The sequence below is a fragment of the Pseudoalteromonas sp. NFXS39 genome (assembly GCF_040148775.1).
Classification (GTDB): Bacteria; Pseudomonadota; Gammaproteobacteria; order Enterobacterales; family Alteromonadaceae; genus Pseudoalteromonas; species Pseudoalteromonas apostichopi.
Genome location: NZ_JAGDEC010000007.1, coordinates 64,141 through 90,654, shown reverse-complemented (window position 1 = coordinate 90,654; position 26,514 = coordinate 64,141). Strand labels below are relative to the sequence as shown.

The 26,514-nt window shown below is 42.0% G+C and carries 21 protein-coding genes; 13 read left to right on the top strand and 8 right to left on the bottom strand.

What is annotated here, in order from left to right; translation table 11 throughout:
• Positions 1–9: 9 nt before the first annotated feature.
• Entirely contained in the window at positions 10–201 is a 192-nt protein-coding gene (locus J3455_RS14115) for a hypothetical protein (protein ID WP_130049784.1), read from the bottom strand.
• 278 nt (positions 202–479) lie between these two features.
• Here J3455_RS14115 and J3455_RS14110 point away from each other — a divergent pair, with 278 nt between their 5' ends.
• The gene (locus J3455_RS14110) at positions 480–725 is read left to right on the top strand and encodes a hypothetical protein (protein ID WP_130049783.1); all 246 of its coding nucleotides are present in this window, start codon (positions 480–482) and stop codon (positions 723–725) included.
• Between the two features lie 14 nt (positions 726–739).
• On the opposite strand, the gene J3455_RS14105 is transcribed toward J3455_RS14110, so the two are convergent.
• The 3 genes from J3455_RS14105 to uvrA form a co-directional block, all read right to left on the bottom strand.
• Positions 740–1,240: a hypothetical protein gene (locus tag J3455_RS14105; protein WP_349561951.1), complete on the bottom strand. Its 501-nt coding sequence runs from the start codon at positions 1,238–1,240 to the stop codon at positions 740–742.
• A 68-nt stretch (positions 1,241–1,308) separates the two neighbouring features.
• A complete protein-coding gene (locus tag J3455_RS14100) occupies positions 1,309–1,797 on the bottom strand; it encodes a hypothetical protein (protein ID WP_349561950.1) in 489 nt (162 codons plus the stop codon).
• Between the two features lie 12 nt (positions 1,798–1,809).
• Positions 1,810–4,629: an excinuclease ABC subunit UvrA gene (gene uvrA / locus J3455_RS14095; RefSeq protein ID WP_130049781.1), complete on the bottom strand. Its 2,820-nt coding sequence runs from the start codon at positions 4,627–4,629 to the stop codon at positions 1,810–1,812.
• A gap of 163 nt (positions 4,630–4,792) precedes the next feature.
• Between uvrA and J3455_RS14090 the strand changes: the two genes are divergently transcribed.
• From J3455_RS14090 to J3455_RS14080, 3 genes are all read left to right on the top strand, one after another.
• Complete coding sequence (locus J3455_RS14090; protein WP_130049780.1) at positions 4,793–6,160, top strand: MFS transporter; 1,368 nt, start codon at positions 4,793–4,795, stop codon at positions 6,158–6,160.
• Positions 6,161–6,180: 20 nt separating this feature from the next.
• Positions 6,181–6,870 (top strand): single-stranded DNA-binding protein, encoded by a 690-nt coding sequence (gene ssb / locus J3455_RS14085; RefSeq protein ID WP_054563349.1) that lies wholly within the window; start codon positions 6,181–6,183, stop codon positions 6,868–6,870.
• Between the two features lie 253 nt (positions 6,871–7,123).
• Entirely contained in the window at positions 7,124–8,851 is a 1,728-nt protein-coding gene (locus tag J3455_RS14080) for an EAL domain-containing protein (protein WP_349561949.1), read from the top strand.
• On the opposite strand, the gene J3455_RS14075 is transcribed toward J3455_RS14080, so the two are convergent.
• Positions 8,848–9,747 (bottom strand): 1-aminocyclopropane-1-carboxylate deaminase/D-cysteine desulfhydrase, encoded by a 900-nt coding sequence (locus J3455_RS14075; protein ID WP_349561948.1) that lies wholly within the window; start codon positions 9,745–9,747, stop codon positions 8,848–8,850. The two genes, J3455_RS14080 and J3455_RS14075, sit on opposite strands and share 4 nt — an antisense overlap.
• Positions 9,748–9,983: 236 nt before the next feature.
• Here J3455_RS14075 and J3455_RS14070 point away from each other — a divergent pair, with 236 nt between their 5' ends.
• The 9 genes from J3455_RS14070 to tldD all read left to right on the top strand — a co-directional run bounded on the left by J3455_RS14070 (position 9,984) and on the right by tldD (position 22,658).
• Positions 9,984–12,011 (top strand): SUMF1/EgtB/PvdO family nonheme iron enzyme, encoded by a 2,028-nt coding sequence (locus J3455_RS14070; RefSeq protein WP_167658713.1) that lies wholly within the window; start codon positions 9,984–9,986, stop codon positions 12,009–12,011.
• Between the two features lie 133 nt (positions 12,012–12,144).
• A complete protein-coding gene (locus J3455_RS14065) occupies positions 12,145–13,188 on the top strand; it encodes a rod shape-determining protein (RefSeq protein ID WP_054552787.1) in 1,044 nt (347 codons plus the stop codon).
• Positions 13,188–14,030: a rod shape-determining protein MreC gene (mreC, locus tag J3455_RS14060; RefSeq protein ID WP_130049775.1), complete on the top strand. Its 843-nt coding sequence runs from the start codon at positions 13,188–13,190 to the stop codon at positions 14,028–14,030. The genes J3455_RS14065 and mreC overlap by 1 nt, the downstream gene beginning before the upstream one ends.
• Positions 14,023–14,502 (top strand): rod shape-determining protein MreD, encoded by a 480-nt coding sequence (gene mreD / locus J3455_RS14055; protein WP_054552785.1) that lies wholly within the window; start codon positions 14,023–14,025, stop codon positions 14,500–14,502. The genes mreC and mreD overlap by 8 nt, the downstream gene beginning before the upstream one ends.
• Positions 14,502–15,071 (top strand): Maf family protein, encoded by a 570-nt coding sequence (locus J3455_RS14050; protein WP_167658712.1) that lies wholly within the window; start codon positions 14,502–14,504, stop codon positions 15,069–15,071. The genes mreD and J3455_RS14050 overlap by 1 nt, the downstream gene beginning before the upstream one ends.
• Position 15,072: 1 nt before the next feature.
• Positions 15,073–16,545, top strand: a complete 1,473-nt coding sequence (gene rng / locus J3455_RS14045; protein ID WP_130049773.1) for a ribonuclease G — start codon at positions 15,073–15,075, stop codon at positions 16,543–16,545.
• Positions 16,545–20,402 (top strand): YhdP family protein, encoded by a 3,858-nt coding sequence (locus J3455_RS14040; RefSeq protein WP_349561947.1) that lies wholly within the window; start codon positions 16,545–16,547, stop codon positions 20,400–20,402. Before rng ends, J3455_RS14040 begins: the two co-directional genes overlap by 1 nt.
• Positions 20,392–21,222: a carbon-nitrogen hydrolase family protein gene (locus J3455_RS14035; protein ID WP_130049771.1), complete on the top strand. Its 831-nt coding sequence runs from the start codon at positions 20,392–20,394 to the stop codon at positions 21,220–21,222. The genes J3455_RS14040 and J3455_RS14035 overlap by 11 nt, the downstream gene beginning before the upstream one ends.
• Positions 21,219–22,658, top strand: coding sequence for a metalloprotease TldD (tldD, locus tag J3455_RS14030; protein ID WP_130049770.1), 1,440 nt, complete (start codon positions 21,219–21,221; stop codon positions 22,656–22,658). Before J3455_RS14035 ends, tldD begins: the two co-directional genes overlap by 4 nt.
• 54 nt (positions 22,659–22,712) lie before the next feature.
• On the opposite strand, the gene J3455_RS14025 is transcribed toward tldD, so the two are convergent.
• The 3 genes from J3455_RS14025 to J3455_RS14015 all read right to left on the bottom strand — a co-directional run bounded on the left by J3455_RS14025 (position 22,713) and on the right by J3455_RS14015 (position 26,488).
• Positions 22,713–23,444 (bottom strand): MauE/DoxX family redox-associated membrane protein, encoded by a 732-nt coding sequence (locus tag J3455_RS14025; protein WP_349561946.1) that lies wholly within the window; start codon positions 23,442–23,444, stop codon positions 22,713–22,715.
• 125 nt (positions 23,445–23,569) lie between these two features.
• On the bottom strand, positions 23,570–25,243 hold the full coding sequence (locus J3455_RS14020) for a hypothetical protein (protein ID WP_349561945.1): 1,674 nt from the start codon (positions 25,241–25,243) through the stop codon (positions 23,570–23,572).
• A 198-nt stretch (positions 25,244–25,441) separates the two neighbouring features.
• Positions 25,442–26,488 (bottom strand): helix-turn-helix domain-containing protein, encoded by a 1,047-nt coding sequence (locus tag J3455_RS14015; RefSeq protein WP_349561944.1) that lies wholly within the window; start codon positions 26,486–26,488, stop codon positions 25,442–25,444.
• Positions 26,489–26,514: the final 26 nt, after the last annotated feature.

Below are 26,514 nucleotides of genomic sequence, written 5' to 3'. Positions count from 1 at the left end.
AGCTAGATATTACTTATTGAGCTGTTGCTCAATTTGGTGATCAATTTTATTGTTCATTTGTTCAATAGAAGCCTCGATAGAGGTCTCTAATTGCTGATTTAGCTTTTGGGCATTTTGACTATTTAATAAGGTGTTTGGTGATGTAAAAACAATTACCGTTACTGTTAGAAGTGACATCATTTTTAAAACTGAGCTGGTCATAATTTAATTCCTTTAATTGGTTGGTTAGTTTTATCAGCGAAGCAAAATTGGTTGGTAGCCCGTTGATGGAAACTACAATAGCGAGGAAAATAGTGAGTGTCGCTTATCTACATCTAAGCGATTTATTTATAAGGTTCTAAAAAGTTAATCTTTTTAATTTCAATGTTTTATGTCTAATCCTTACGGGGTTAAATAAGGTTTTATTGTCTATTATTTTTGAGTCTGTGCATTTTGATGCTAGTGTAGGTGTATTAAAATAGGAACTAGTAGGTTTTGGTATGGGCTTTAAAGTAAAACATTATGCGGCTAAAACTGTGGCTGCGAATAGCTCATTAGAATGGGAGCTAATTTTAACTGAACTTATTATTGGTAGCCTTTGCGCAGCCTTCGCAAAGGTCGGCTATGACGCAAGCATGCTGCTTATTTTTATACCCAACTTAGTAATCGCCTTAGTTTGCTTTGGCTTTATTGGGCTTTCGGTATTTCATTTCATCAGAGAAAAACGCAGTAAGCCAAGCGAGTAGTATTGATTGCTGCGTTACTTTGCTACTGGAGTGACACCAGGTGAGTCACACGCAATGACTTCAAATCGATAGCCGTATTCGGCATTGTGATCCGGGGTTACTTGCACAATTTCATAATCATTCAGCTCAACAGTTTTACTGTTCTGTGATTTTAAACAGCGAGAATAGCTATCAGCCTCAAAGCTATAAGCAAACATAGCAATTAAGCGTTTACTCCTTTCAAAGTAACCCTTAGTGTCTAAAAACTGACGTAGGTTTTGCGCAGTTTCGCTATCACCTTCAATATCTACATCTCGCCTTAGAATCGGCACAGAATTGCTGCTGTCTGGTAATTGCTGCTCTATTTTTTCACTGAGTTCTTCAACTGCTTTTTGCTGATCAGTAGGTGTCTCCTCTGCAATAGCTTTGCTATCTGCAAAACTGCTGACAACATCGTCTACCACTTCTTCAACTGGCTTGTCGTCAATAAACGAAATTAGATTAATAAATACGACTGACGCTAATATAAAACGCAATATAGCGGTTAACAGCGGTGAGTAACTTTGGCTAATAAACTTAATTCGCTCAGAACCAAACGGTTTTATCAACAAAAGAATAAAAATATAAAAAGGTAAAAAAGTTGAAATAACAACAATGTAACTAAGCTAATGCCCATAGCCCAAGGGGGTAAATACAAGAGGGTGGCAAAGTTATGCGTGTAGTTAAAATGACTGGCAGAAACATGTGTTACATCATTTACAATACCGCTCGCACTGGCTAACACAAAATTAGCGACACTGGCGTAGAATATTAAAATCAGTGCTTTACCAGCAAGCGAATGCCAAAGCTGATTAAACTTGGGCCAAAATTCAATAACTAACGCAACAATTGTGATAGAGGCGCTTAACCAGCCCGATTGCACAACAATCAGGCTGCTTAATGCTAAAAGATAAAGCTTTTGTGCGGTACTTAAGTTAAACCAAATGGCTTGTAATCGTTCAACCAGCCTTGTTCTATGCGGCTGCCAGCTACGTTGCTGTTGTTGAAACTGTTTATTAGCGCGCCATTTTGCAATTTTTAAATACCTACGCACGCAATTTCCTTTTTAAAGTAGTGGTTTTAAATATCTTCCGGTGTGTGAGCGCTCACAATCGGCGACATCTTCAGGTGTACCTGAAATTAAAATTTCACCACCGCCTGAGCCACCTTCTGGGCCTAAATCGACAATCCAGTCTGCGGTTTTGATCACATCAAGGTTATGCTCAATAACAACAATGGTATTACCATGATCGCGTAAGCGGTGAAGTACTACTAATAATTGCTGAATATCGGCAAAGTGTAAACCAGTAGTTGGTTCATCAAGGATATATAAGGTTTTGCCGGTATCGCGTTTTGAAAGCTCACGAGCCAGTTTCACACGCTGCGCTTCACCACCAGAGAGGGTTGTTGCAGCTTGACCTAAGCGAATATACGACAAGCCCACATCCATTAAGGTTTGCAGTTTACGTGCAATAGCCGGAATTTTATCAAAATATTCACGGGCATCTTCAACAGTCATTTCGAGTACTTGATGAATGTTTTTACCTTTGTATTGTACTTCGAGCGTTTCGCGGTTGTAGCGCTGACCTTTACACACATCACAAGGAACATACACATCAGGTAAAAAGTGCATTTCTACCTTTATCACGCCATCGCCTTGACAAGCCTCACAGCGACCACCTTTAACGTTAAAGCTAAAACGACCGACTTTATAGCCTCGCGAGCGGGCTTCTTGAGTACCTGCAAATAGCTCACGAATACCGGTAAATATACCGGTGTAAGTTGCAGGGTTTGAGCGCGGAGTACGGCCAATTGGGCTTTGGTCAATATCAATGACTTTATCAAAATGATCTAGACCCTTGATTGACTTATACGGTGCCGCCTCTGCGGTAGTTGCGCCATTTAACTCTGTATGAGCCAGCTTAAATAAAGTGTCGTTGATAAGCGTCGATTTACCTGAGCCTGATACACCTGTGATACAGGTCATTAAGCCAAATGGAATACGTAAATCAACGTTCTTTAAGTTGTTACCTGTGGCACCAAATAGCTCAAGCCATTTGTCGTTGGTTTGATGGCGAGCCGCTGGCACTTCAATTTTCTTCTCTCCAGAGAGATACTGACCTGTGATTGAATCTTTGCTCGCTAAAATATCGTCATGGGTACCTTGTGCAATCACATGGCCGCCATGAACACCCGCACCTGGGCCAATATCGATAATATGATCCGCAGCGCGAATGGCATCTTCGTCATGCTCAACCACGATCACCGTATTGCCTAAATCACGTAAGTGAATAAGGGTTTTTAGCAGGCGATCGTTATCGCGCTGGTGCAAACCAATTGATGGTTCATCTAATACGTACATAACACCAACAAGGCCAGCACCAATTTGGCTTGCTAAACGTATACGCTGCGCTTCACCACCTGACAGAGTGTCGGCACTTCGTTCAAGCGATAAATAATTAAGGCCCACATTAATTAAGAAAGATAAACGATCGCGAATTTCTTTGAGAATTTTATCGGCAATTTGTGCGCGTTGACCAGTTAAATTCAAACCATCAAAAAATGCCATGCTTTCACCAATGCTCATAGTGGTGATGGCTGGTAGGTTTGTTTGGCCAATAAATACGTGGCGAGCTTCTTCACGTAATCGAGAGCCATGACAGCTCGGGCACGCTTGGCTTGTTTGGTATTTAGCGAGCTCTTCGCGAACCGAGTTTGATTCGGTTTCACGGTAGCGGCGATTCATATTATTCAAAACGCCTTCAAACTCATGGTTACGAGTAATTAAATCACCACGGTCGTTACGGTAGTTAAAGGCAATTTTGGTTTTGCCAGAGCCTTCAAGAATAACTTTTTGCGCATCTTTACTAAGTTCTTGGAAAGGCACTTCTAGGTCAAACTTATAATGCTCTGCGACTGCTTGCAGCATTTGAAAGTAATAAAAGCTGCGTTTGTCCCAGCCTTTAATTGCACCGCCAGATAAGCTTAGCTCTGGATTTTGCACAACACGGTTTGGATCAAAGTACTGGCGTACACCTAAACCATCGCAACTTTGACACGCACCTGCTGGATTATTAAACGAGAATAAACGAGGCTCAAGCTCACTCATGGCATAGCCACAAGTAGGGCAGGCAAAGTTAGCTGAAAACAGCATGTCTTCGCTAAGTGAGTCGTCCATTGCCGCTACATGGGCAATACCACTCGACAGCTCAAGGGCGGTTTCGAATGATTCAGCTAAACGCTGTTGTTGGCCATCTTTTACTTTAAAGCGGTCAACGACCACTTCGATGGTGTGCTTTTTATGAAGCTCAAGGGTAGGTGGATCAGATAAGTCACATACTTCGCCATCGATACGAGCGCGAATAAAGCCTTGGCTTGCTAGTTGTTCAAGCAACTTAACATGCTCACCTTTGCGATCTTTGACGACCGGCGCTAACAGCATTAGCTTACTGCCTTCAGGTAGGGCTAAAACAGTATCAACCATTTGGCTGATGGTTTGTGCTGCAAGAGGTAAGTCGTGAGTAGGGCAGCGTGGCTCACCTACACGGGCAAATAATAAACGTAGGTAATCGTAAATCTCGGTGATAGTACCAACCGTTGAACGCGGGTTATGCGACGTTGATTTCTGCTCAATAGAGATAGCAGGCGATAAACCTTCAATGTGATCCACATCGGGTTTTTCCATTAGCGATAAAAACTGTCTTGCATACGCTGACAGTGATTCAACATAACGACGTTGCCCTTCTGCATACAAAGTATCAAACGCTAAAGACGATTTCCCTGAACCAGATAGGCCAGTGATAACTATCAGCTTATCACGGGGAATGGTTAGGCTGATGTCTTTTAAATTGTGCGTACGGGCGCCTCGGACTTCAATGTTTTCCATGCTATCTCGTTTTATTACCTAATTATTTTTTCAGTATCTCATAATACGCGATAAGATTAATCCTTGATCAAAGAAAAAATCATCACTTACAGGTGATTATTTAGTTTTCGCTTGTGGTAGAATCCACGCTCAAATTTTAAATAGACAGCAAGATCAGTAATTCATGACAGCATCTTCACTCAACTCTCGAGAAAAACGCGCAGCCGTTTCGTTGGCGAGCGTATTTGCATTCCGTATGCTTGGCCTATTTATGCTGATGCCAGTGTTGGCGATTTATGGTCAGCAGTTGGAAGGGTTTTCACCGCTTTGGATTGGCTTTGCTATTGGTGCTTATGGTTTAACACAAGCTGTTTTGCAAATCCCAATGGGTTGGTTGTCAGATAAAATTGGCCGTAAAAAAGTCATTATAGGTGGCCTTTGTGTGTTTGCTCTTGGCTCTGTGATCGCGGCAACGGCTGAGTCTGTGCAAATGGTTACGCTAGGGCGCGCACTACAGGGGATGGGGGCAATTGCCAGTGCGTTATTAGCGCTTGCTTCTGATTTAAGCCGTGATGAACAACGCCCGAAAGTGATGGCTGTAATCGGTATGTGTATCGGTATGAGCTTTGCAGTCGCCATGTTACTTGGGCCAATTGTCGCTGCATCTTGGGGAGTCGCTGGGGTATTTTGGCTTACTGCTGGACTTGCCATTTTAGGTATTTTAATCGTGTTATTTTTAGTGCCAAATGCTGTTAGTAAGGCACCAAGAGGTGATACGCTAGCGACAGTTGATGACATTAAACAACTCATTAAACACCCACAATTAGCGCGCCTTGATTTCGGTGTAATGCTACTTCACCTTACATTAACTACCGTATTTGTAGCCTTACCAGGGCAGCTTATAAAAGATGGTTTAATTGCAGATCACCATTGGTACTTATATATCCCTGTGCTGTTTTTAGCGTTTTTCTTGATGGCACCGATGATGATTGTGGCGATTCGTAAAGAAAAAGAAAAACAAGCCTTTATTGGCTCAATCGCGCTACTTGTTTTAAGTATGTTAGCGATGTCGTTATGGGTTGATTCGGTGATTGGCATTGGCATTTGTATGCTGGTTTATTTTATTGCTTTTAACTTTTTAGAGGCAACCATGCCTGCACTTGTGTCGCGTATTGCCCCTGCAAACCAGAAAGGTTCTGCGATGGGGGTATTTTCATCTACGCAGTTTTTTGGTGCCTTTTTAGGTGGTTTATTAGGAGGTTACGTTGCTCAAGCATTAAGTGCGCAAGCAGTGTTTGCGGCGGCGGCACTTGTTGGGGTAATATGGCTTATCCTTGCTTGGAATATGCAAGTCCCACCAAGAAGTAAAATAATTAGCTTAATGACTGAATTAAGTTCAGAGCAGCAGGCACAAGCGCTTGCTTCTCGTCTTGTTGCTTTACCGGGCGTAATTGAAGCAACGGTCGTCTGTGATGAAAATCGCAGCTATTTAAAGATTAATGATAAAGAATTTGACCTAGACCAAGCACGCAAAGTGGCTGGTTTAATCTAACGTTTTATAGGAGAAGTTCCATGGCACGCGGTGTGAACAAAGTTATCTTGGTTGGTAATTTAGGCCAAGATCCAGAAGTACGTTATATGCCTAATGGCAATGGCGTAGCGAATATCAGCATTGCTACGACAGATAGCTGGAAAGATAAAAACACAGGGCAAATGCAAGAGCGTACTGAATGGCACCGTGTCGTGTTATTTGGCAAACTAGCAGAAGTTGCTGGTGAGTATCTTCGCAAAGGTTCACAAGTGTACATTGAAGGTCGTTTACAAACCCGTAAATGGACTGATCAATCAGGCCAAGAAAAATACACCACAGAAATCGTGGTAGACATGGGCGGTCAAATGCAAATGTTAGGCGGCCGTGGTGAGCAACAAGGTGGTGGCTATCAAGGTGGTCAATCACAAGGCGGTTACCAAGGTGGTCAGCAACAAGGTGGCGGATACGGCGGTGGTGCTCAGCAATCACAAAGCAATAATAGTTATGCTCCACAGCAACAGTCTGCGCCAGCACAGCAGCAACAGCGTCCGCAACAGCAATCTGCACCACAACAACAAAGCAATAACCAATATGGTGGCGGTTATGGTCAGCAGCAAAGCAGCGCACCTCAACAAGGTGGTTTTGCTCCTAAGCCTCAAAATGCACCACAAGGTGGCGCATCAAATCCAATGGAACCACCAATCGACTTTGATGACGATATCCCGTTCTAAATGACCAGACACCGTTAAGTGTTTGCAATATTTTAAACCCAGCCTAGTAGCTGGGTTTTTTATTTGCATAACACTTCGTATCACTACTCTTTAATTGAGTCGTGTTGGTTACAAAATAATTCTCATTAACTATTATTGCTAGGTATTTAAAATTACAAAACTTTTGACAGCGCTGGTTATAGGATTTTTCTGATCTTGCTTTAAATCGCCCTGCAGCCTTGTATTTATAGGGTTCTTGGACAACACTTTGTATATGTTTAAGCAACTAACCTGTGAAATGAAACGAGATTTAACTTCACAATTCAAGCAACCGGTGGTCATCTATATGATGGCCGCGTTTTTGCTATTGGTTGTTTTTAATATTTTCTTAAGTGATGTGCTGCACGACAAAGTGCATCGCACAGGGACTGAGCTTGCCAAACAGGTTTATGAGTTAAATCTCGACCCAGTTGCCTCGCAAGATATTATTGCTTCATTAGCTAAGAGCCAAGGCTTTGCTGTGAGTGTCAGTGACGTACCCTCTAACTTTGCAAATTTTATTAACCTTGAACAAGAGGTGTTTAGCTATAAAACGGTTAATCTACGTCTTTTTCATTGGCCTTCTTGGCTGGTCGAAAGCCACTTATTTATTTTCTTAAATTTAATCTTGCTTGGAGCAGGGTATTGGGGGTTTCGCTGGTGGAAAAAAATGTTCAAGCAATTGGCTGTCGTAGATAAACCAATAATTAATCCAACTAAGAAGCCGAATATTCAGTCGGCGACAAAAAAAATAGCATCGCCAAAACCTTTAGGCCATCAAGATTTGAATATTTTGTATGGTGTACCCACAAATTATAATCACTTGTTTGCGTTGTTTTTTTGGAAGAACCCATTTCCTGCCAACCTCGACGTTGATAATTACTTTAAATTAGTAATAGCTAAAGGGTTTGGTGAGCTTGTAAATCGTTCTGTTAAATTGTTGCCATCTGGTGGTATTGCCGTGACCTTAAATAGTGTACCTGCTACTGAAGTCGACAAATACACTAAGCGATTACATCAAGTTATATATCAAGCTTGCTTAAACTACCGAAGTGACTTGTCTCGCTCTGATATTAAAATTGGCGTATGTAATTACCGTACAGGCGCCGATCAGGCCGTTGTATATCAGCTTACGAAATCGGCATTAGCATTGGCGAAACAAAGTGCTTGGCAGCATATTCACCGCTTGCCTTTTGGTCATACACAGTCAAGTATTTTGGCTGATAGCAAAGAGCACCTTTTTGAATATATAAAGAAAAAGCATTTTATGTTGTTTTTTCAGCCGTTGTTTGACTTACAAACAGGTGACATTTTGCAGCACGAGGCATTGATCCGCATACGCCATAAAAACTTAGGTTTGTTGGCTGCGCGGCACTTTATTCCGCACATGAGCAGTAAAAAAGATGTCTTGCTGTTGGATAAAACAGTGGTTTCGCAAGTGAAGAAAATGCTGGTGAACGAAACTGGCACATTAATAGTAAGCATCAATTTGCATGCAATGAATTGGTTTAATGATGAGTTTTGGGTTTGGTTTAAACAGCAAATGGATGATTTTAATTGTACAGAAAAATTGCAATTTGAACTCAGTGAAGATGATTATTTAAAACAGCATAAAAAGCTCAGTGCCCAGTTCGAGTGTTTAGAAAAACTGTCGGCAGGTATTGTTATCGATAATGTTCGCAGTGCAGAGCATCTAGCAACTTATAAAAAAAATATCAAAAGTGTACGCAGTATTAAGCTGGCGTTTGAGCTTATTCACAATATTGATACTAATACTCAGCAACAAAAAACCGTTAAACAAATAATTACTAAAGGCACAGAATTAAACTTTCCAGTGTATGCGGTTGGGGTAGAAACTCAAAACGAACTCGCTACCTTGAAAAACCTAGGTGTAGTAGCTGCACAAGGTTTTTACTTTGCAGAGCCATTGCAAAGGCTGGCTGATATTACGCCTCATAGTTAGTTTATTAGCCTTCGATATTTAAGGCCATCTAAACCTTGCAGCCCACCAGTATGGACAGCAATAATGCGCGTTCCTTCGCTAAAATAACCTTGTTCAATTAGTTGCCAAACGGCATAAAGCATTTTACCGCTATAAATAGGTTCAAGTGGGATTGCGTGTTGCTTAGTAAACGTTTGACAAAACTGCCATAAAGTATCGCTAAACTTTCCGTAGCCACCATCATGGAAATCGCAAAGCAGCTGCCAGTTTTGCTGTAGCATTGCTTTATTGCTGAGCTGCTTTATTTCCTCAATTAAATAGTGAGCTTGCTTTAACACTGCCACACCTAATAACTGAGTATGCTCTGGCATACCTTCAATTAAGCCCGCTAATGTGCCACCACTACCTGTTGGACAAACAAGCACATCACAACTTGGTAAGCTCTGTGCTAATTCTTTGCAGCCTAAAAGCGCTGCTGCGTTGGTGCCACCCTCGGGTAATATGTACGCATTAGGAAACTGCTTTTGTAATTTTGCCAAATAAGTTTGATCGTGCCTTGAACGGTAAGTAATACGATTAACAGGGTGCAAGCTCATTCCACATTGTTTAGCGTAATTTAGTGTTGGGTTTGCTTCATCTAATTCGGGGCCGCGGATAATACCATGGGTTTTAAAACCAAATAGTTTGCCTGCAGTGGCCGTAGCATGGATATGATTTGAAAACGCACCACCAAAAGTGAGTAACTCAGATTTCCTCTGTTGTTTCATAGCATCTAAGTTAAATTTTAACTTACGCCATTTATTGCCACTAATTTGTGGGTGAATAAGATCATCACGCTTGATACTAAGGTGAATTTTACGTGCAGTTAGTAATGGGTGATTAACAGTTTGTATTGGTGATTCAAAGAAAGTGTACACGGTATCATTCAGTAAAAAAACACATCCAATTGTAGCAAAGTTGTCTTACAGATAGAAATTAGTCAATTAAACCAAAATGATTTTGTTATTTACTGGCATCAACTAAGGTAATAGATGTAAACTCAGATAATAATTGAACAAAGCTTGTGTTTTGCTTTGCAAGTACATAGCATAAGAGTTTAATTATAAAAAAATAATAATGACCAAATAATTGCCGCTTTTTGGGAATGGAATATATGCGAATTGCTCCTTTATCTCTGTTAATTTCAGTTAGTTTGCTAGCAACTAGTGCATTTGCACAAGATACTGCTACGGTAACTGGCATTGAATCAGAGATCAGTAAAAAACAAGCCGAATACGATAACTCGACCCTAATCCTCGAAAAACACCTAAAAGAAGAAAGTCAGTTACAAAAACAACTCGAATTATTGCGCGCCCGCTCAACTGAGCTAGACAAAGAAAAGAATCAAGCGCTAGATGCAATGAACGAGATGTACCGCCGACTAATTGATGACCCAACCCTTGATATCAGCAATGCGCAGTCGCGCTATCAAAAAGCGGTTGTTGATCACAAACAAAACAAAGATGATATTTCGATGCAATTGGCGGCAATTGCTTCACATAGAAAAGACATTGAGCAAATTCGTGTATCAAAACATACACAGTTAAACACCTTAGAAAGTTTAAAAGAGCAGTTAGCAACGGCACGTGTTGAGCGTTTACGTAACGAATTCACTCGTGAAGGCACATTAGAGGTTAATCATACAATTAACTGTAAGCGCACTGAAACACTTGCTGCATGTGAACAGCGCGGCCAGCAAATGGGCTTACAAAAAGCCACTAAACGTTTTGTAGACCAAATTTTTGCTAACTTAACTGAAGAGCGTTTAGTTGAACCAAAACGCAACCTTGCTGGTGCACAAGTTAAGATTTTAAGTAGCCATGTAGTGAATAGCGCTTTTAGTGGGCAAGGTAACTACAACGTTAACTTAAGCGTGACGATGCGCGGTGATGTAAATAGTAGCCGTTTATGTAGCTTACTTAATTTAGACAACCGTTTTTGTGCAGACTATGGCACACCTTTAGCTGGAAACTTTCAGCCAAGCTACGGGACCACATATTCAGATAGTCAGTTAACATTCAGTGATCCTCAGGATAATGGGCAGGTGGTATCGGTTTCACGTATGAGTGAACAACCTGTAAGCGATTACTCTGTAAAAAAGCCAATAAAGGTTGAACCATTACCTGATCTAAAAAAATCTAAAATGGTTGAATTAACACTGCGTTCAAATGTTTATGATGACGAAGTGTTTATTGATGGTGTGAGCTATGGCGCAACTAGGTTAACGACATCATTACCAAAAGGTTTCCATGATATTGAAATTCGCAAACGAGGCTACAAAAGCTATAAAGCGCGAATTGATCTGCGTAAAGCGCAAACAATTAATGCAAATCTAGTGAAAGTACCAGAACCAGTTGTTGCTGAGGTTACTACAGCACCAACTCAACCAGTAATAGCTCCCGTGGCAAGTATTGTTAATAAAACCAGCTCTGCCAGCATTGTGGTTATACCCGCTGGTAAATTTAAGATGGGTGATATTAACGGCAACGGTTTAGCGAATGAACGTCCAGTGGTAGAAAAAACCATTGCTAATTCATTTGCAATGCAAAGCAAAGAAGTAAGCGTTGGCGAGTATGAGCAATTCGTTGCGAATACGGGCTACAAAACAGAAGCAGAAAAAGATCGCGGCTGTGCGTATTACTTAAATGGTGAACCTGTGTGGGAAGCAACCCTAAACTGGCGTAACCCAGGCTTTGATCAAGAAAGTGATTTTCCGGCGGTTTGTTTAACTTACAATGATGCCAAAGCGTATGCAGATTGGTTATCGGGTCAAACAGGCCAGTTATTTCGTTTACCCAATGAGGTTGAGTGGGAGTACGCTGCACGCGCAGGTAAAGAAACTGAATACCCTTGGGGTAACGAAATTGGAAAGAATCTAGCGAACTGTGGCTGGTGTGGTAGCGAATGGTCAAATAAGAGCGCTGCACCAACAGGATCGTTTTCTCCTAACGCATTTGGCCTATACGATACAGTAGGTAATGTGTGGGAATGGACAAACAAAAAGTCAGGACAGTCTGATGTGGCTGTTCGAGGCGGTGCATGGAATTTTGCCCCTAGCCTAGCACGCGTATCAACGCGCTTAATCTTAGCGCCAGATTTCCGTGCAAACTATATCGGTTTCCGTTTAGTACGCGAACGATAGGAATTTGAAAAGGAAGCAATGGATGCTTCCTTTTTTAGCAATTTAAATAAAGCAGTTGCGCTTTCTCATGATTAGCATGATAGAGTGAGAGCAGCTAGTATAAGAATGAATTTTTCAAAGGTCATCCAGCCTCATGTTTAAAAAACTCCGTGGTATTTTTTCAAACGATCTATCGATCGACTTGGGTACAGCCAATACCCTAATTTATGTAAAAGAAGAAGGTATCGTATTAAACGAGCCCTCAGTTGTTGCTATTCGTCAAGAGCGTGCTGGTGGCCCTAAGAGCGTGGCATCTGTAGGTACTGAAGCTAAGCAAATGTTAGGTCGTACTCCGGGTAACATTAAAGCGATTCGTCCAATGAAAGACGGCGTTATTGCTGACTTCTATGTGACAGAAAAAATGCTTCAACACTTTATTAAACAAGTGCATAACAACAACTTTATGCGTCCAAGCCCGCGTGTACTTATTTGTGTGCCTTGTGGTGCAACTCAAGTTGAAAAACGTGCTATTCGTGAATCAGCAATGGGTGCTGGTGCACGTGAAGTTTATTTAATTGAAGAGCCAATGGCTGCGGCGATTGGTGCAGGTTTGCCTGTATCTGAAGCAACGGGTTCGATGGTTGTTGATATCGGTGGTGGTACAACTGAGGTTGCCATTATTTCACTAAATGGAGTGGTTTACTCTTCATCTGTACGCATCGGTGGTGACAAGTTTGATGAAGCGATTATCAACTATGTACGCCGTAACTTTGGTAGTTTAATTGGTGAAGCAACGGCTGAAAACATTAAACACCAAATTGGTTCGGCCTTCAAAACTGACGAGCCAATTGAAATTGAAGTACGTGGTCGTAACCTCGCTGAAGGTGTACCGCGCTCTTTCACACTGAACTCACACGAAATCTTAGAAGCATTACAAGAGCCATTAATGGGTATTGTAAGTGCAGTGATGGTTGCGCTTGAGCAATCTCCGCCAGAGCTTGCGTCTGATATCTCTGCACATGGTATGGTATTAACAGGTGGTGGTGCATTATTAAAAGACTTAGATCGTTTATTAATGGAAGAAACCGGTATTCCAGTTGTGGTTGCTGATGACCCATTAACCTGTGTTGCTCGTGGCGGCGGTAAGGCACTAGAAATGATTGATATGCACGGTGGTGACGTATTTAGTTACGACTAATGAAGTTACTGTTTGGTCGTACCATCTCTTTGCAACTGCGACTTTTTGTCGCAGTGCTTTTGAGTGTCGTGTTGATCGTGGGCGATCGCTACACTCAAGGTGGTACAACAATCCGCACTAGTTTAAATACCCTAGTTAGCCCACTTATTTATCTTGCCAATTTACCCTATGAGTTATTTAGTATTGGCGCGAAGAATCTGCACACCCGCGAACAGCTATTAACTGAAAACGAAGCGTTAAAAAAGAAGCAGTTACTACAAAGCGAACAACTACAACAATTGCAATTTTTATCTCGTGAAAACGATAAGTTACGAGCGTTACTGGGTTCATCAGCTAAGCAATCAAATCGTAAAATCATTGCACAAGTACTCTCTGTTCACTCTAATCCGTATAGCCATCAGGTGGTTATTAACCGTGGCACAACTGATGGTCTAAGTGAAGGTCAAGCCGTCATTGACGAAATGGGGGTTGTGGGGCAAATCACTCAAGTGGGCTCGACTACTTCTCGAGTACTACTGATGACAGATACAACCCATGCCACACCAGTGCGTATTCTACGTAACGATGTGCGAACCGTAGTTGAAGGGATTGGCAAAATTAACGTAGTAAAGCTTTCGCACGTTCCGCATAGCCTTGATGTTCGCATTGGCGATATTCTGGTTACCTCAGGTCTGGGGGGCACGTTCCCAGAGGGGTATCCGGTTGCAGTGGTGACCGAAATTAACCGCGATGAAGGGCGTCCGTTTGCACAAGTTTATGCTGAACCCATTGCACAACTCGATCGTATTCGCTTATTGGTTGTGCTGTGGCGTAATCAGCAGGAGAGCATGAGCAATGAATAGTCGTCACTCTTTGCTGATTGCTATCAGTATTTTCTTTGCATTGGTTATGGCGTTAATGCCGTTACCTATTTCGTTTGAGCCCTATCGTCCAGATTGGGTGTTAATGGTATTAATGTATTGGTCATTAGCGGTGCCACACCGTTTAAATATTGGCACAGCTTGGGTGGTTGGTTTATTGATGGACCTTGCATCAGGATCGCCATTAGGTGTGAACTCACTGACTTATTCGGTGTGTATATTTATCACTGCTAGTAACTTCCAAAAAATTAGAAACTTTTCTTTATGGCAGCAAAGTATATTAATTGCTTTGTTTTTAACGCTTTATCACCTCATGCAGTTTTGGCTTAACCACTTTTTAATGGGCGTTTACTTTAGCCCCCATTATATGTGGCCAGTGCTAACCGGCATGCTTTGTTGGTGGTGGATTTTCTTAATTTTGCGTAAATATCGCCGTCATTTCAGGATTAGATAATGCAAACCGCAATTTATTTGGCGTCTGCATCACCGCGCCGAAAAGAGTTGCTCAGCCAACTTGGCGTTGAGTTTTCTCAATTTAGCGTTGATGCAGATGAAAGTCAGTTCCCAAACGAAGCCCCTCGTGACTATGTAGAGCGTCTTGCCAGACTCAAGGCACAATCAGGCGTAGCTATGGGTTACATTGACCGTCCAGTACTTGGCAGCGATACCGTAGTTGTAATTGATGATACCGCACTCGGTAAACCGCTAGACCAAGCAGATTTTACTACCACGATGAAGCGTTTATCTGGCCGTACCCATCAAGTGATGACGGCTGTGGCAATTGCTGATAGTGAGCAAGTAAAAAGCTGTCTTGTTGTGACTGATGTCACATTTAAAGTGCTCAGCGATGCTGAAATTGATGCCTATTGGCATAGTGGTGAGCCACAAGATAAAGCTGGTGGTTATGGCATACAAGGCTTAGGTGGGCGCTTTGTTAGTCATCTTTCGGGTAGCTATTTTGCAGTTGTAGGCTTACCTTTATATGAGACAGAGCAGTTATTAAACGAATTTTTAAGAGGGTAACATGAGCACTGAATTACTGATCAACGTTACACCGAGCGAAAGTCGCGTTGCGCTTATCGAAAATGGCGTACTGCAAGAGATTCAACTAGAGCGAATTGGCAACCTAGGTATTGTCGGTAACATTTACCTAGGTAAAATCAGCCGTGTTTTACCAGGCATGCAAGCTGCGTTTGTGGATATTGGCTTAGAGAAAGCTGCCTTTTTACATGCATCGGACATTGTAAACAGTGCCTCGATTGTGGAAGGCGTTGATGAGCAGCCAATAAAGAAAGTACAAGATATTCGTGAGCTTGTGCGCCAAGGTCAATATATCATGGTGCAAGTGGTTAAAGACCCTCTTGGAACCAAAGGTGCACGCTTAACAACTGATATCACCATTCCTTCACGTTACTTAGTGTTCATGCCAGATGCAACTCATGTTGGTGTGAGTCAGCGCATTGAAACTGAAGAAGAACGTTTACGCTTAAAGAAAATTGTTGCTGAATATGGCGATGATGATGGCAGCTTTATTGTTCGTACCGCAGCAGAAGGTGCGTCGGAAGCTGAGCTACGTCATGATGCTGAGTTCTTAAAAAAACTGTGGCAAAAAATTGTTACTAAGCGTAAAAAAATCAGTAAAGAAAGCATCTTGCATGAAGACTTAACACTCGCTTTTCGCACTTTACGTGACTACGTAGGTGAAGACATGGAGCGTATTCGTGTTGACTCAAAGCTCACTTATCAGGAGCTTAAAGAGTTTACAGAAGAGTTTGTGCCTATCTTATCGGGAGCACTTGAATATTATCCTGGTGAGCGGCCTATTTTCGATTTATTCGATGTTGAAACCGAGATTCAAAAAGCACTCCACCGTAAAGTTGAGCTTAAATCGGGCGGTTATTTAATTATTGACCAAACCGAAGCGATGACAACCGTTGATGTAAATACTGGTGCGTTTGTTGGTCATCGTAATTTAGAAGAAACCATTTTTAATACTAATATCGAAGCGACCTCTGCGATTGCACGTCAACTGCGGTTACGCAACTTAGGTGGCATCATTATCATCGACTTTATCGATATGGTCAGTGATGAGCACAAGCGCCGAGTATTGCACTCGCTTGAGTCAGCTCTTGCAAAAGATCGTGCAAAAGCCAACATAAATGGTCTATCTGCACTAGGCTTAGTAGAGATGACCCGCAAGCGTACCCGCGAAAGCTTAGAGCATATCCTTTGTGATGTGTGTCCTGCGTGTTCCGGTCGTGGTTCACAAAAAACGGTAGAAACAGTTTGCTACGAAATTTTACGTGAAATCGTTAGGGTAAACCGTGCTTATGCGGCTGATAAGTTCATGGTTTATGCCGCTCCTTCGGTAAGTGAAGCGCTGATCAACGATGAGTATCACAATCTTGCAGAGCTGGAACTATTTATCGGTAAGCAAGTCAGTATTCAAACAGAGAGTTTATACAACCAAGAACAGTTTGATGTGGTAATGATGTAATGAAGGCAAAAACGGTCTGCTTTTATTGTTTACGTAAGTTATGGCAAGTATTTGCTATCACTCTCGTACTGCTGGCCGTTATTGTCTCTGTTGTGAAGTATTCACTCCCTTATGCGAATGACTATAAAGATGATATTGAAGCGTTTTTGTATGAACGTTTTGATGTTAATTTAGCGATTGGTTCTATCTCGGCTAGCTGGCAGGGCAAAGGTCCTGCCTTAGTCATTGAAGACATTTCGTTTGAAGATAACCAAACCTCACCCATCGCATTAACCATTGATAAAGCCAGCCTTGAAGTAAACTTATGGGAGTCGGTGAAAAGCCGTCAGCTTAAATCGAGCTACTTTGTGATCAATGGCTTTCATGCTGATGTTGATTTACCCACTATGCTTGATTTGGGTAATAACCAGCAAGCAGGCAACTTTGAGCAAAAAGAACTGATTGAAGGCTTATTCCTTGGTGAAACAGGCCACTTTGCAGTGCAAGACAGTAGCCTTAACCTTACCCTCAGTGATGGCAAAGAGCGTAAGCTGATCCTTGAAAACATTGTTTGGCAAAATACCCCAGAGCAGCATCAAGGCTCGGGAACATTAGCGTTACCGGGGATTTCTGTTGGTAGCTTTGACGCCCGTATGGCACTTAATGGCTCAACCCTCGAAACCATGGCTGGTGATATTTATGTCCAAGCAGCGAACGTCGATGTGTCTAAGTGGTTGGCGCAATATATTAATACTGACAAACAGCAGCTTAATTCAGACATCAACTTAAAGACGTGGTTTAGCCTTGAGAAAGGCCTGATCAGCGATGTAAAAGTGCAGTGGCTACCTAGCTTTATCAACTGGCAGCAAAACCAAGAAGCACATCAAATTAGCTTAAGTGAAGGTGGCTTTCATTTATTTCCAAAGCAAAATGGCTGGCGCTTAAAAAGCACCGGACTCACGTTTGAAAGTGACTTAAAAGAATGGCCGACCTTACAATTTGAAGCTCAACTTGGCGATAAAAGCCAAATCTGGCTTAAACAATTTGATTTTGCATTACTCGCCAAGTTATCGCAGTTAAGTAACTTTGAGGTGCTAGCACCATTTTTAGCACGCCAACCCAATGGTCAATTAAGTGATGCCTATTTAGAATTAGGTCAGCAAGATAAGTGGCAGTTCTGGTTTCAAGGTGATCAAATTAATTGGCTATCGCTGCAAGGTATTCCTGGTGGGCAAGCTATTCGTGTTGATGGCTTAATTAATCAATCAGCTGGTCGAATTCAGTTATATGGCGAGAATAATCAACTGCTCACGAACGGCAGCTTTAGCCAAGATATTGCTTATAACCAATTAAATGTCGAGCTAGACCTTCATCGTTACGACGATGGCTGGCGTATTAGTAGCGATAATATCTGGCTTGATAACGACGAAGTTACCCTTGCAGCTGAGATGATGCTTAGTCTTACTGATGAGCCGCGTTTAGATTTATATGCTGAAGCCTATGCCCCTGATGCCAACGTAGCTGGGCATTATTTCCCATTACCTGTGATGAGCGAAAAGTTGGTTAATTACCTCAATGGGGCAATTAAGGGCGGTGAAGTAAACAAAGCTCAAGTGTTGTTTTCTGGGCCATTTAAAGGTTTTCCATTCAAACAGCAGCAAGGTCAATTTGAAGTTTTAGCGAATGTTGAGAGTGCCAAATATAAATTCTCACCGAGCTGGCCTACAGTTGAAAATGCTAACGTCATTTTACATTTTGAAAATGAGCGCATGGATATCTATAGCAAGTCAGGCAAGCTAGTTAATTTATCTCTCGGAGAGAGTGTGCACGTCAGTATTGCAGATTTAATGAATGCAGAGATACTAAAAGTTGCTATAAACAAGCGCGCCCATGGCAATAAGCTTAATCCTTTCTTTACTGAGACTCCGCTTGCAAAGCCTTTAGCAAGTGTCTTTGAAGTCGTGCAACCTCAAGGTGAAGCAACCGCCGAGATTGAGCTGTTAGTTAATTTACGTTCTGGTCATGTTGATGCGATTGGTGAAGTTGAACTTGCAAATATTCCGGTTTACCTTGCACAACCGGGGATCACACTTAATAACATGACTGGTATCGTTAAGTTTAATAACGATAAAATCGACCTAAAAAATGCTAAAGCAAACTGGATGGGGATGCCACTCACTGCGAGTTATAACAGCGAAAGCGTGGCTGATAACTACCTCGCAGAAATTGATATAAAACTGGCGCTTGAAGCTGAGCCTTTAATTGAACAAGCCCATGGTTTGCTTGCAGGTTACTTAAGCGGTCAAAGCGATGTTGATATTAATGTTTCACTTAATTTTTTACCGAATGATTTCAATTATCGTGCAGATGTGAGTGGCGACTTAATCGGTGTGACTAGCCAGTTGCCGGCACCTTATAACAAGAGTTCAGAGCAAAGTTGGCCATTAACCGCGGTGGTACAAGGCGACCGCATCTCAAATCTGATTACTGCTAATATCGATGAGCAGCTTTTCTTTAATGCGATTTTAGATAATGGTAAACAGAAATTTAGTAATGCCCATTTAATTTTAGGCGCACAAGATTTAGGTCTTAATCGTGAAGGTTTTGCTGTATCTATCGATTTGCCAGAAACTAAAATAGTGCCTTGGTTTGGCTTAATTGATCAAATTATTGCGCTCACCAAAGTGAAGTCTGACGCGCCAAGTGTGATGCCTGCATTCAATAACGTAACGGGTAAATTTAATAAGCTGGCATTACATAATATCGACTTTAATGATTTTGAATTTCGCTTAGCACCAAAACAATCAGACTTAGAGTTAAGGTTAAATGCTAAAGAATTACGTGCCGACGCACTTATTCCAACCGGTGAAACGCGCAGACCAATTCAAATTTTTACTGACTATCTGCGTATTAACTTCAACGAAGTAGCAGAGCAAGCAGATCAAGTTTCTGAACCTGAAGATTTAAGATGGTTAACTCGTGTTCCAGCAATCGAGTTTAACTGCGAAGATTGTAAAGTGGCAGACTATCAACTCGATAAAATTAAAAGCAGCTTAGTAGGAGAGCAAGGTAAACTCTTGTTCACTGAGCTTGTTATCGACAAAGGCGATCATGTATTGCGTGGTAAGGGGCAATTTGCCGATGGTCAAACACGCTTTACTGGTAACTTACAAAGTGACGATATCGGTGAGTTATTTGATGAATTTGATATCACAACAACAGTAAAAGATTCTGATGCCGATATTAAGTTTGATCTTGCATGGCAAGGCGCACCTTATAACTTTGACGTACCCAGTTTAGCGGGGGAGCTAGATTGGCGTTTAGGTGAAGGTCACCTTACAGAAATTAGTGATGGTGGTGCACGGGTATTCTCATTACTGAGTTTAGATTCGTTAGTGCGTAAGCTGAAACTCGATTTTAGAGATGTATTCTCTAAAGGCTTTTTCTATAACAGCATGCAAGGCACTATGCAGCTAGAAAAGGGCATTGCTTACACTCAAGATACCAAGCTTGATGGTGTACCTGCCGATTTAACGATTAAAGGCCACACTAACTTAAACACCTTTGAAATTGACTACGACCTGGCTGTTGCACCGCAGGTAACCTCAAGTATTCCTGTTATTGTGGCATGGATGGTCAACCCCGTAAGTGGTCTTGCAGCGCTGGCAATCGATAAAGTAATTCACTCGGCACGAGTAATCTCTGAGATCAACTTTAAAGTAACAGGGAGTATGAATGATCCTGTAGTGAAAGAGCTTGATCGTAAGAGTCGTGAAGTGACGTTACCGCAAGCTGCGCAAAGTCAGCCACAGTCGTCGACGCAATTAAAATTAAAAGATGCCGCATCTTCAGCGAGTTTAGGTAACAATGAAGACTAATCATCAACCACAGGTTGTCGCAGTACAAATGTGCTCAAGCATGAATGCTGAGCAAAACCTCGCTTTTCTAGCAGATACACTGACCAAGTTACCTGCTACTCGGCCATTGCTTGTGTGTTTACCTGAAAGTTTTTTGATTTTTAGTAAGCACAGCCAAGCAAGCTATGAATTAGGTCTACAGAGTGAGGTTTATAAAGCGAAACTTGCCGATTTATGTAAGCAGCATGATATCTGGTTAGCTGCTGGTACCCTCCCTGTTTCGCAGCAAAATGGTAAGTATTTAGCTGCCTCGTTTTTATTTAATAACCAGGGTGATGTGGTTGCACAGTACAATAAAATTCACTTATTTGATGTAGATGTTGCCGACACGACGCGCAGTTACCGAGAGTCTGATGCGACGCAGGCGGGCGAGGATATTGTGGTGGTTGATTCGCCATTTGGTAAAATTGGCCTAGCAGTATGTTATGATCTACGTTTTAGTGGCTTATTCACCGCGATGCAGCGCCAAGGGGCTGACCTCATTTTAGTGCCAAGTGCCTTTACTACAGTCACCGGCGCTGCTCATTGGCATATTTTATTAGCTGCGCGCGCAATCGAAACACAATGTTATGTGGTTGCCGCAGCACAGTGGGGCGAGCACGAGAATGGCCGTCACACTTATGGCCACAGCATTATTATTTCACCATGGGGAGAAACGCTCAGTGAGCTTGCCTCTGGTACTGGGTTTATCAGCCATTGGCTTGATTTAAACCGCTTGAATACAATTCGCCAAGACATGCCTATGCAGTCTCAGCAACGATTTAGAGAGCATTTATTATGAACACGGTTGAACAGCATTTATTACATGACAGCCAACTAACGAGAGAAGAATTAGAAAAAACGCTCGCTTTTATTCATCAACACCAAGTTGATTATGCCGACCTGTATTTTCAATCTAGTCACCACGAATCTTGGGTGCTTGAAGATGGCTTAGTGAAAGAAGGTTCTTACAACGTTGAACGCGGTGTGGGTGTGCGTGCTGTTAGTGGTGAAAAAACCGGTTTTTCATACTCAGATGCGATTAATCTTGAAGCGTTAAATAAAGCCGCAACCGCAGCGCGTAGTATTGCCAATGCAGGCGAAAACAAAACGATTCAGGTATTCAGTGATGTTGCTGCTAAAGAGCAGTATGCGCCGCATCAACCTATTCAAAGCATGAGCAATGATGACAAAGTAAGTCTGCTACGTGAGCTTGAAAGCTATATTCGTCAATTAGCACCTGATGCTGAGCAAGTGATCAGTTCAATGTCGGCGGTTTATGAAGAAGTGTTAATTGCTGCAAGTGATGGCACCTTTGCAACCGATATTCGCCCGCTTATTCGTTTAAATTGTTCAGTGTTACTTGAGAAAAATGGTCGTCGTGAGCGCGGTGGTGCAGGGGGCGGTGCTCGTTTAGATTATGGTTATTTTAAAGAGTTAGTCGATGGCAAACCGCGTTGGATGGAATACGCGGAAGAAGCTGTTCGCCAAGCGAAAGTAAACCTAGAAGCTATCGATGCACCTGCAGGTAGCATGGAAGTAGTACTAGGTGCAGGTTGGCCGGGCGTGTTACTACACGAAGCGGTAGGGCATGGCCTAGAAGGTGACTTTAACCGTAAAGGCGCATCAGCTTTTAGCGGTAAGGTAGGTCAAAAGGTTGCATCTGAGCTGTGTACAGTCGTGGATGATGGCACCATTGCTGATCGCCGAGGTTCATTGAACGTAGATGACGAAGGCACTCCTGCTGCGTATAACGTGCTTATTGAAAACGGTATTCTAAAAGGCTACATGCAAGATAAGCTAAATGCGCGTTTGATGGGGGTTAACCCTACCGGTAATGCGCGCCGTGAATCGTACGCTCATTTACCTATGCCACGTATGACCAACACTTATATGTTAGGTGGAGAGCACAGCCAAGCCGATATTATCAGCTCGGTGAAAAAGGGTATCTTCGCGCCTAATTTTGGTGGCGGCCAAGTGGATATCACGTCAGGTAAATTTGTATTTAGCGCCTCTGAAGCCTACTTAATTGAAAACGGTAAAATCACGCAACCTATCAAAGGTGCCACACTAATTGGTAATGGCCCAGAAGTGATGCAGCAGATCTCAATGGTAGGTAACGATCTAGCACTTGATAAAGGCGTTGGCGTGTGCGGTAAAGATGGCCAAAGCGTACCTGTTGGAGTAGGTCAACCAAGCCTTAAAATTGATAACTTAACGGTGGGTGGTACGGCTTAATATTCCCACATTATAGTTATAATGAACGCGAGGGTAATCCCTCGCGTTTTTGTATTAGCTTACTAGCATCCATATACCTGCGGCTATCATAAATAAGTTTTCACTCAGAGAGATAAAGCCGAGCGGCACATTACTGTCGCCACCAACACAGGCGCATTTCAGATCTCGTTTATCGATATACACAGCCTTAATAACCGATACTGCACCTATACCACCAATAAATAATGAAAATGGGGCAACAGCTAAGGCTGGTAATTCAGCTACCATACCTATCGCTACATACGCCTCAATAAACGGGTATACATAAGCGTAGGGCACAATACGCATCGCTAGTAAGTCATAGGTAATAAATGAGTTAGAAAAGCTGTATAAGTCTTGTAGCTTTTGTATCGCTAATACCGCCATTGATACTGCAACGAACAGCATCAGGTTTTGCAAAGAGAATAAAGCCTCACCGCTGGCATAAGTAAAACCGCAGCTGAGTAGCATAGCGACCGCAAAAATGGCTAATACAGGCGTGTAACTGGTGCCCTGTTGGCCAGCCTTAGGTAGATTAAAAAAGTCGCGCAAATCATCGTAACCACCAATGCGTTTATCATTGATAAAGGTTTGTGGTGTGGTTTTTACATCATGCTGCTGTTTGAATTCGTCAGTTTGCTCACGGCTGGTTAAGTGACGATCGTCAACATCGTAACCATGTCGCTCTAATAAATCTTTTGATTTTAAACCGAACGGGCAAATATGCTCATCGGTCACCATGCGGTATAAAATTGCAGACTTAGACACAGTGCCTCCTTGTAAAAATGCCTTGAGTACTGCGTAAAAGTTGCTTAATTACACAGTAAACAAGGGCAAATTGTTGCTATAACTGGTTACTTTATTAACAGTTACAAGGTTTGTGCCAGCACTGTTTATTGCTTGGTTATGGTTAAAACAGCATCCATTACTTTGTCTACACCTGCAAAGTAGTCTTTTGCAGAAAGTGTAATTGGCATATCGGGCGCCAACCAAATACGATGATCTTCAGCTCGGCTTTGCTGGTGGAACTGGCTCGAAATAAGGCCTGTTTGTTTACTGTATGGTAGGTTAAACCAGCCTGCTTCACCTGCCACGTTAGGGCGGGTGCCTGATGGTTCACCTACAAAAATCGCTGGCACTATATTGGTAATCTTAACTGCTAGGTCATGGCCTGCCGAAAACGTATTGCGGCCAATTAATATAAATAACTTTCCTTGTGGCTTTAATACTTTAAAAAATGCGGCCGTTGCTACCAAAGGCGGGGTCAGCGAGCCATTACCACCACTGTTATGGCGAAGGTCTAGCACCATATGCTCAATGTCATCGTGTTTGATTTGTGCTTGTAGCTGCATAGCAAATTCAGCAAGGGTGAGATCTTTGCTATTACGTACATCATTGAATTGTACATACAGTAATTTATTCGCTTTTATTTGTTCGCTCCAAAACGGAGTGTTGTTTTTCGCTAAGTATCTAAGCGTAGGGTGTTCAGCAAGTTTTGGTAACTTAGGAAAACCTGCAAATTGCATTGACTTGAGCGCTGGTGTAACTGTGGTGAGAGAGCCTTTTGGCGAGCTGAGCGTGAGCGTTACCTCGTTACCTTTGCTAATGCCAAGCCCGTTTAGTACATCAAGCAAACTTAAATAATATGGTCCCAGCCAAAGGGTTTGCATTTCATTATCGCGAGCATTAACACGTTTAGTTAACTCAAGAGCTTGCTGGGCTGGTGTATCGGCAAATGCCTCAACTTTATGGCCAACATATTGCTGGTAATCGCTACTTGCTTTGGTGATGTATAAGCCGTCACTAAATTGATAAAACTGAAATGGTAGTTGCTGAAAGTTGCCTTTTTCACCCCATGCTGGGATCAATAGATTATGACCATTGCCAAGTAACGCAATTAGCTCCATAAACTGAAAAACAATTTGCTGATCAGTCAGATCAGGAATCGATTTATCAATCTCAGCTACTTTTTCTGCAAACTGTTGTGAGCTCATGTTTTGATACATTGCCACGTGTAAACGTTTAATCTCTGCAACTAAAAACGCTAAATCGGCGCGCCATTTTTGATCTCGATTGAGCTCAGTATCTAAATCATTACCTGCAAGTGATTTGTAACTGGCTGATTGCGCAAAGCGTTCAAAGTGAGGATTAGTACCAGATTTAAATAAGCTGGTGCCAGCAAGTGTTGGGCGGTCATCCCACCTTGCTGCCAGTGCTTTTTTAAGCCAATATTCTGCTTGCTGTTGGTTTTTAAGCTCTGCGTATGCCTCTGCAATTTTCACCATTAAATCGTTAGGGTTACTGGCCCCATTAGGAATGCCTTTTAAGCTAGTCCCAATTGCAAGTGCGCGTTGCAAAGCATTGCTGGCATTTTGATAATCAGCCAATTGAAAATAACTGAGACCAAGTAAATACCAAGTATCGCCATCATTTTGATATTCATTAATGAGCTGTTTTGTGAGTTTATTCACCAGAGCCCAGTTTTGTTGTTTAGCAAATTCTATTGCTGCTGTTTTCGATTGAAAGTAAGCGATTGGGTCGCTTGCACCAACGCGACTTGGTTGCACTTTTAAGGCTTGATTTGTTACCTCTAAAGAATGATTCGTTGCTAAAGCAAAGCTCGAAAAGCTTATTAATAGGCACAATGTTAGTAGTAAAAAATAGGACTTGTACATCTGGAGTCTCAAAGCTGTTTTTTGTTTAAATTAGCGTTAGGGCTGTAAAAAAGCGTCCTAAAACAGGATTTAGGACGTTTTTTGTCTGTTTTATGAGCAGTTTTTTAGTGTTTGCTTCTTAAATTGACTCGGCGTTAATCCCGTTTCTTTTTTAAACACCGCATTAAAAGTCGATTTAGAATTAAAGCCAGCTTGAAATGCCAGTTCTATCAGGCTGAGTTTTTGAGATGAGTCTTGCTCTATTTCGCGTTTAACATCATTCACTCTATGCTGGTTGATGTACTCACAAAAGTTGTTCCCCGTTGTGCTGTTAATAGCCCAAGATATTTCTTTACTACCGAGCCCAGTTTGATTTGCTAAGTCGTTTAATGACAACCTAGGTTGTCGATAAAGCGATTCATTAATAATCAAGTTATCAATGGTTGAGAAAATTTGCTGCGCAAGTTGCTCGTCAGACGAATCAGTTTGTTCAGCTTCGGGTTCTTCAGGCAATGTGACTGGCTCGAATTGAAAGCTATTTTTGATGGTGTGAAACAACAAAAAGCTAAACATTAGCAGTAACAGTATTTCGTTTAATAAATACCAGTGCATCTTTAAATCGAGCGGCGTGATTGGTTGCACATTCATACGCAGCAAATCGAATACGACAATAATGGCAAAAATAAATAATGCTTTGATCAGCCACTTTAATTTAAGGCTCTCAGCATCTGAGCGCGCATGCATAAGTTGTTTGTGGTAGCCCTTTAAAGTGCCATAAGCAAAGTAGAAGTAGCCAAGTTGACTGAGCGAACCGAGTAAAATGATCTCCTGCGTGTAGTGGGTAAAGGCCAAGGAAATAGCCGCAGGAATTAAGTGAACCGCGTAGTGTGATGTTATAAAGGGCTGCTTACCTGTAATCGACAAGGTAAAAAAGTAAATCATAGGCCCATACAGTAATGTAAATGCCGGTGTGATTAAGTAATCAGAAAGGCCTAACCCTTCTAACAGGTTAAAGGCGCATACACAGCCTTGAAATACAAATAGCAGTACCAAGGAACGACTTTGTTTTTGGCTATTAATTAATAATGCACCAAATAACATTTGGAACAGAAAGATACTCTGTACAAGGTGTACAGGGAATAAAGTGATTGATTGCAAAGTAGTTTACGTTCTTATTCTTTTAA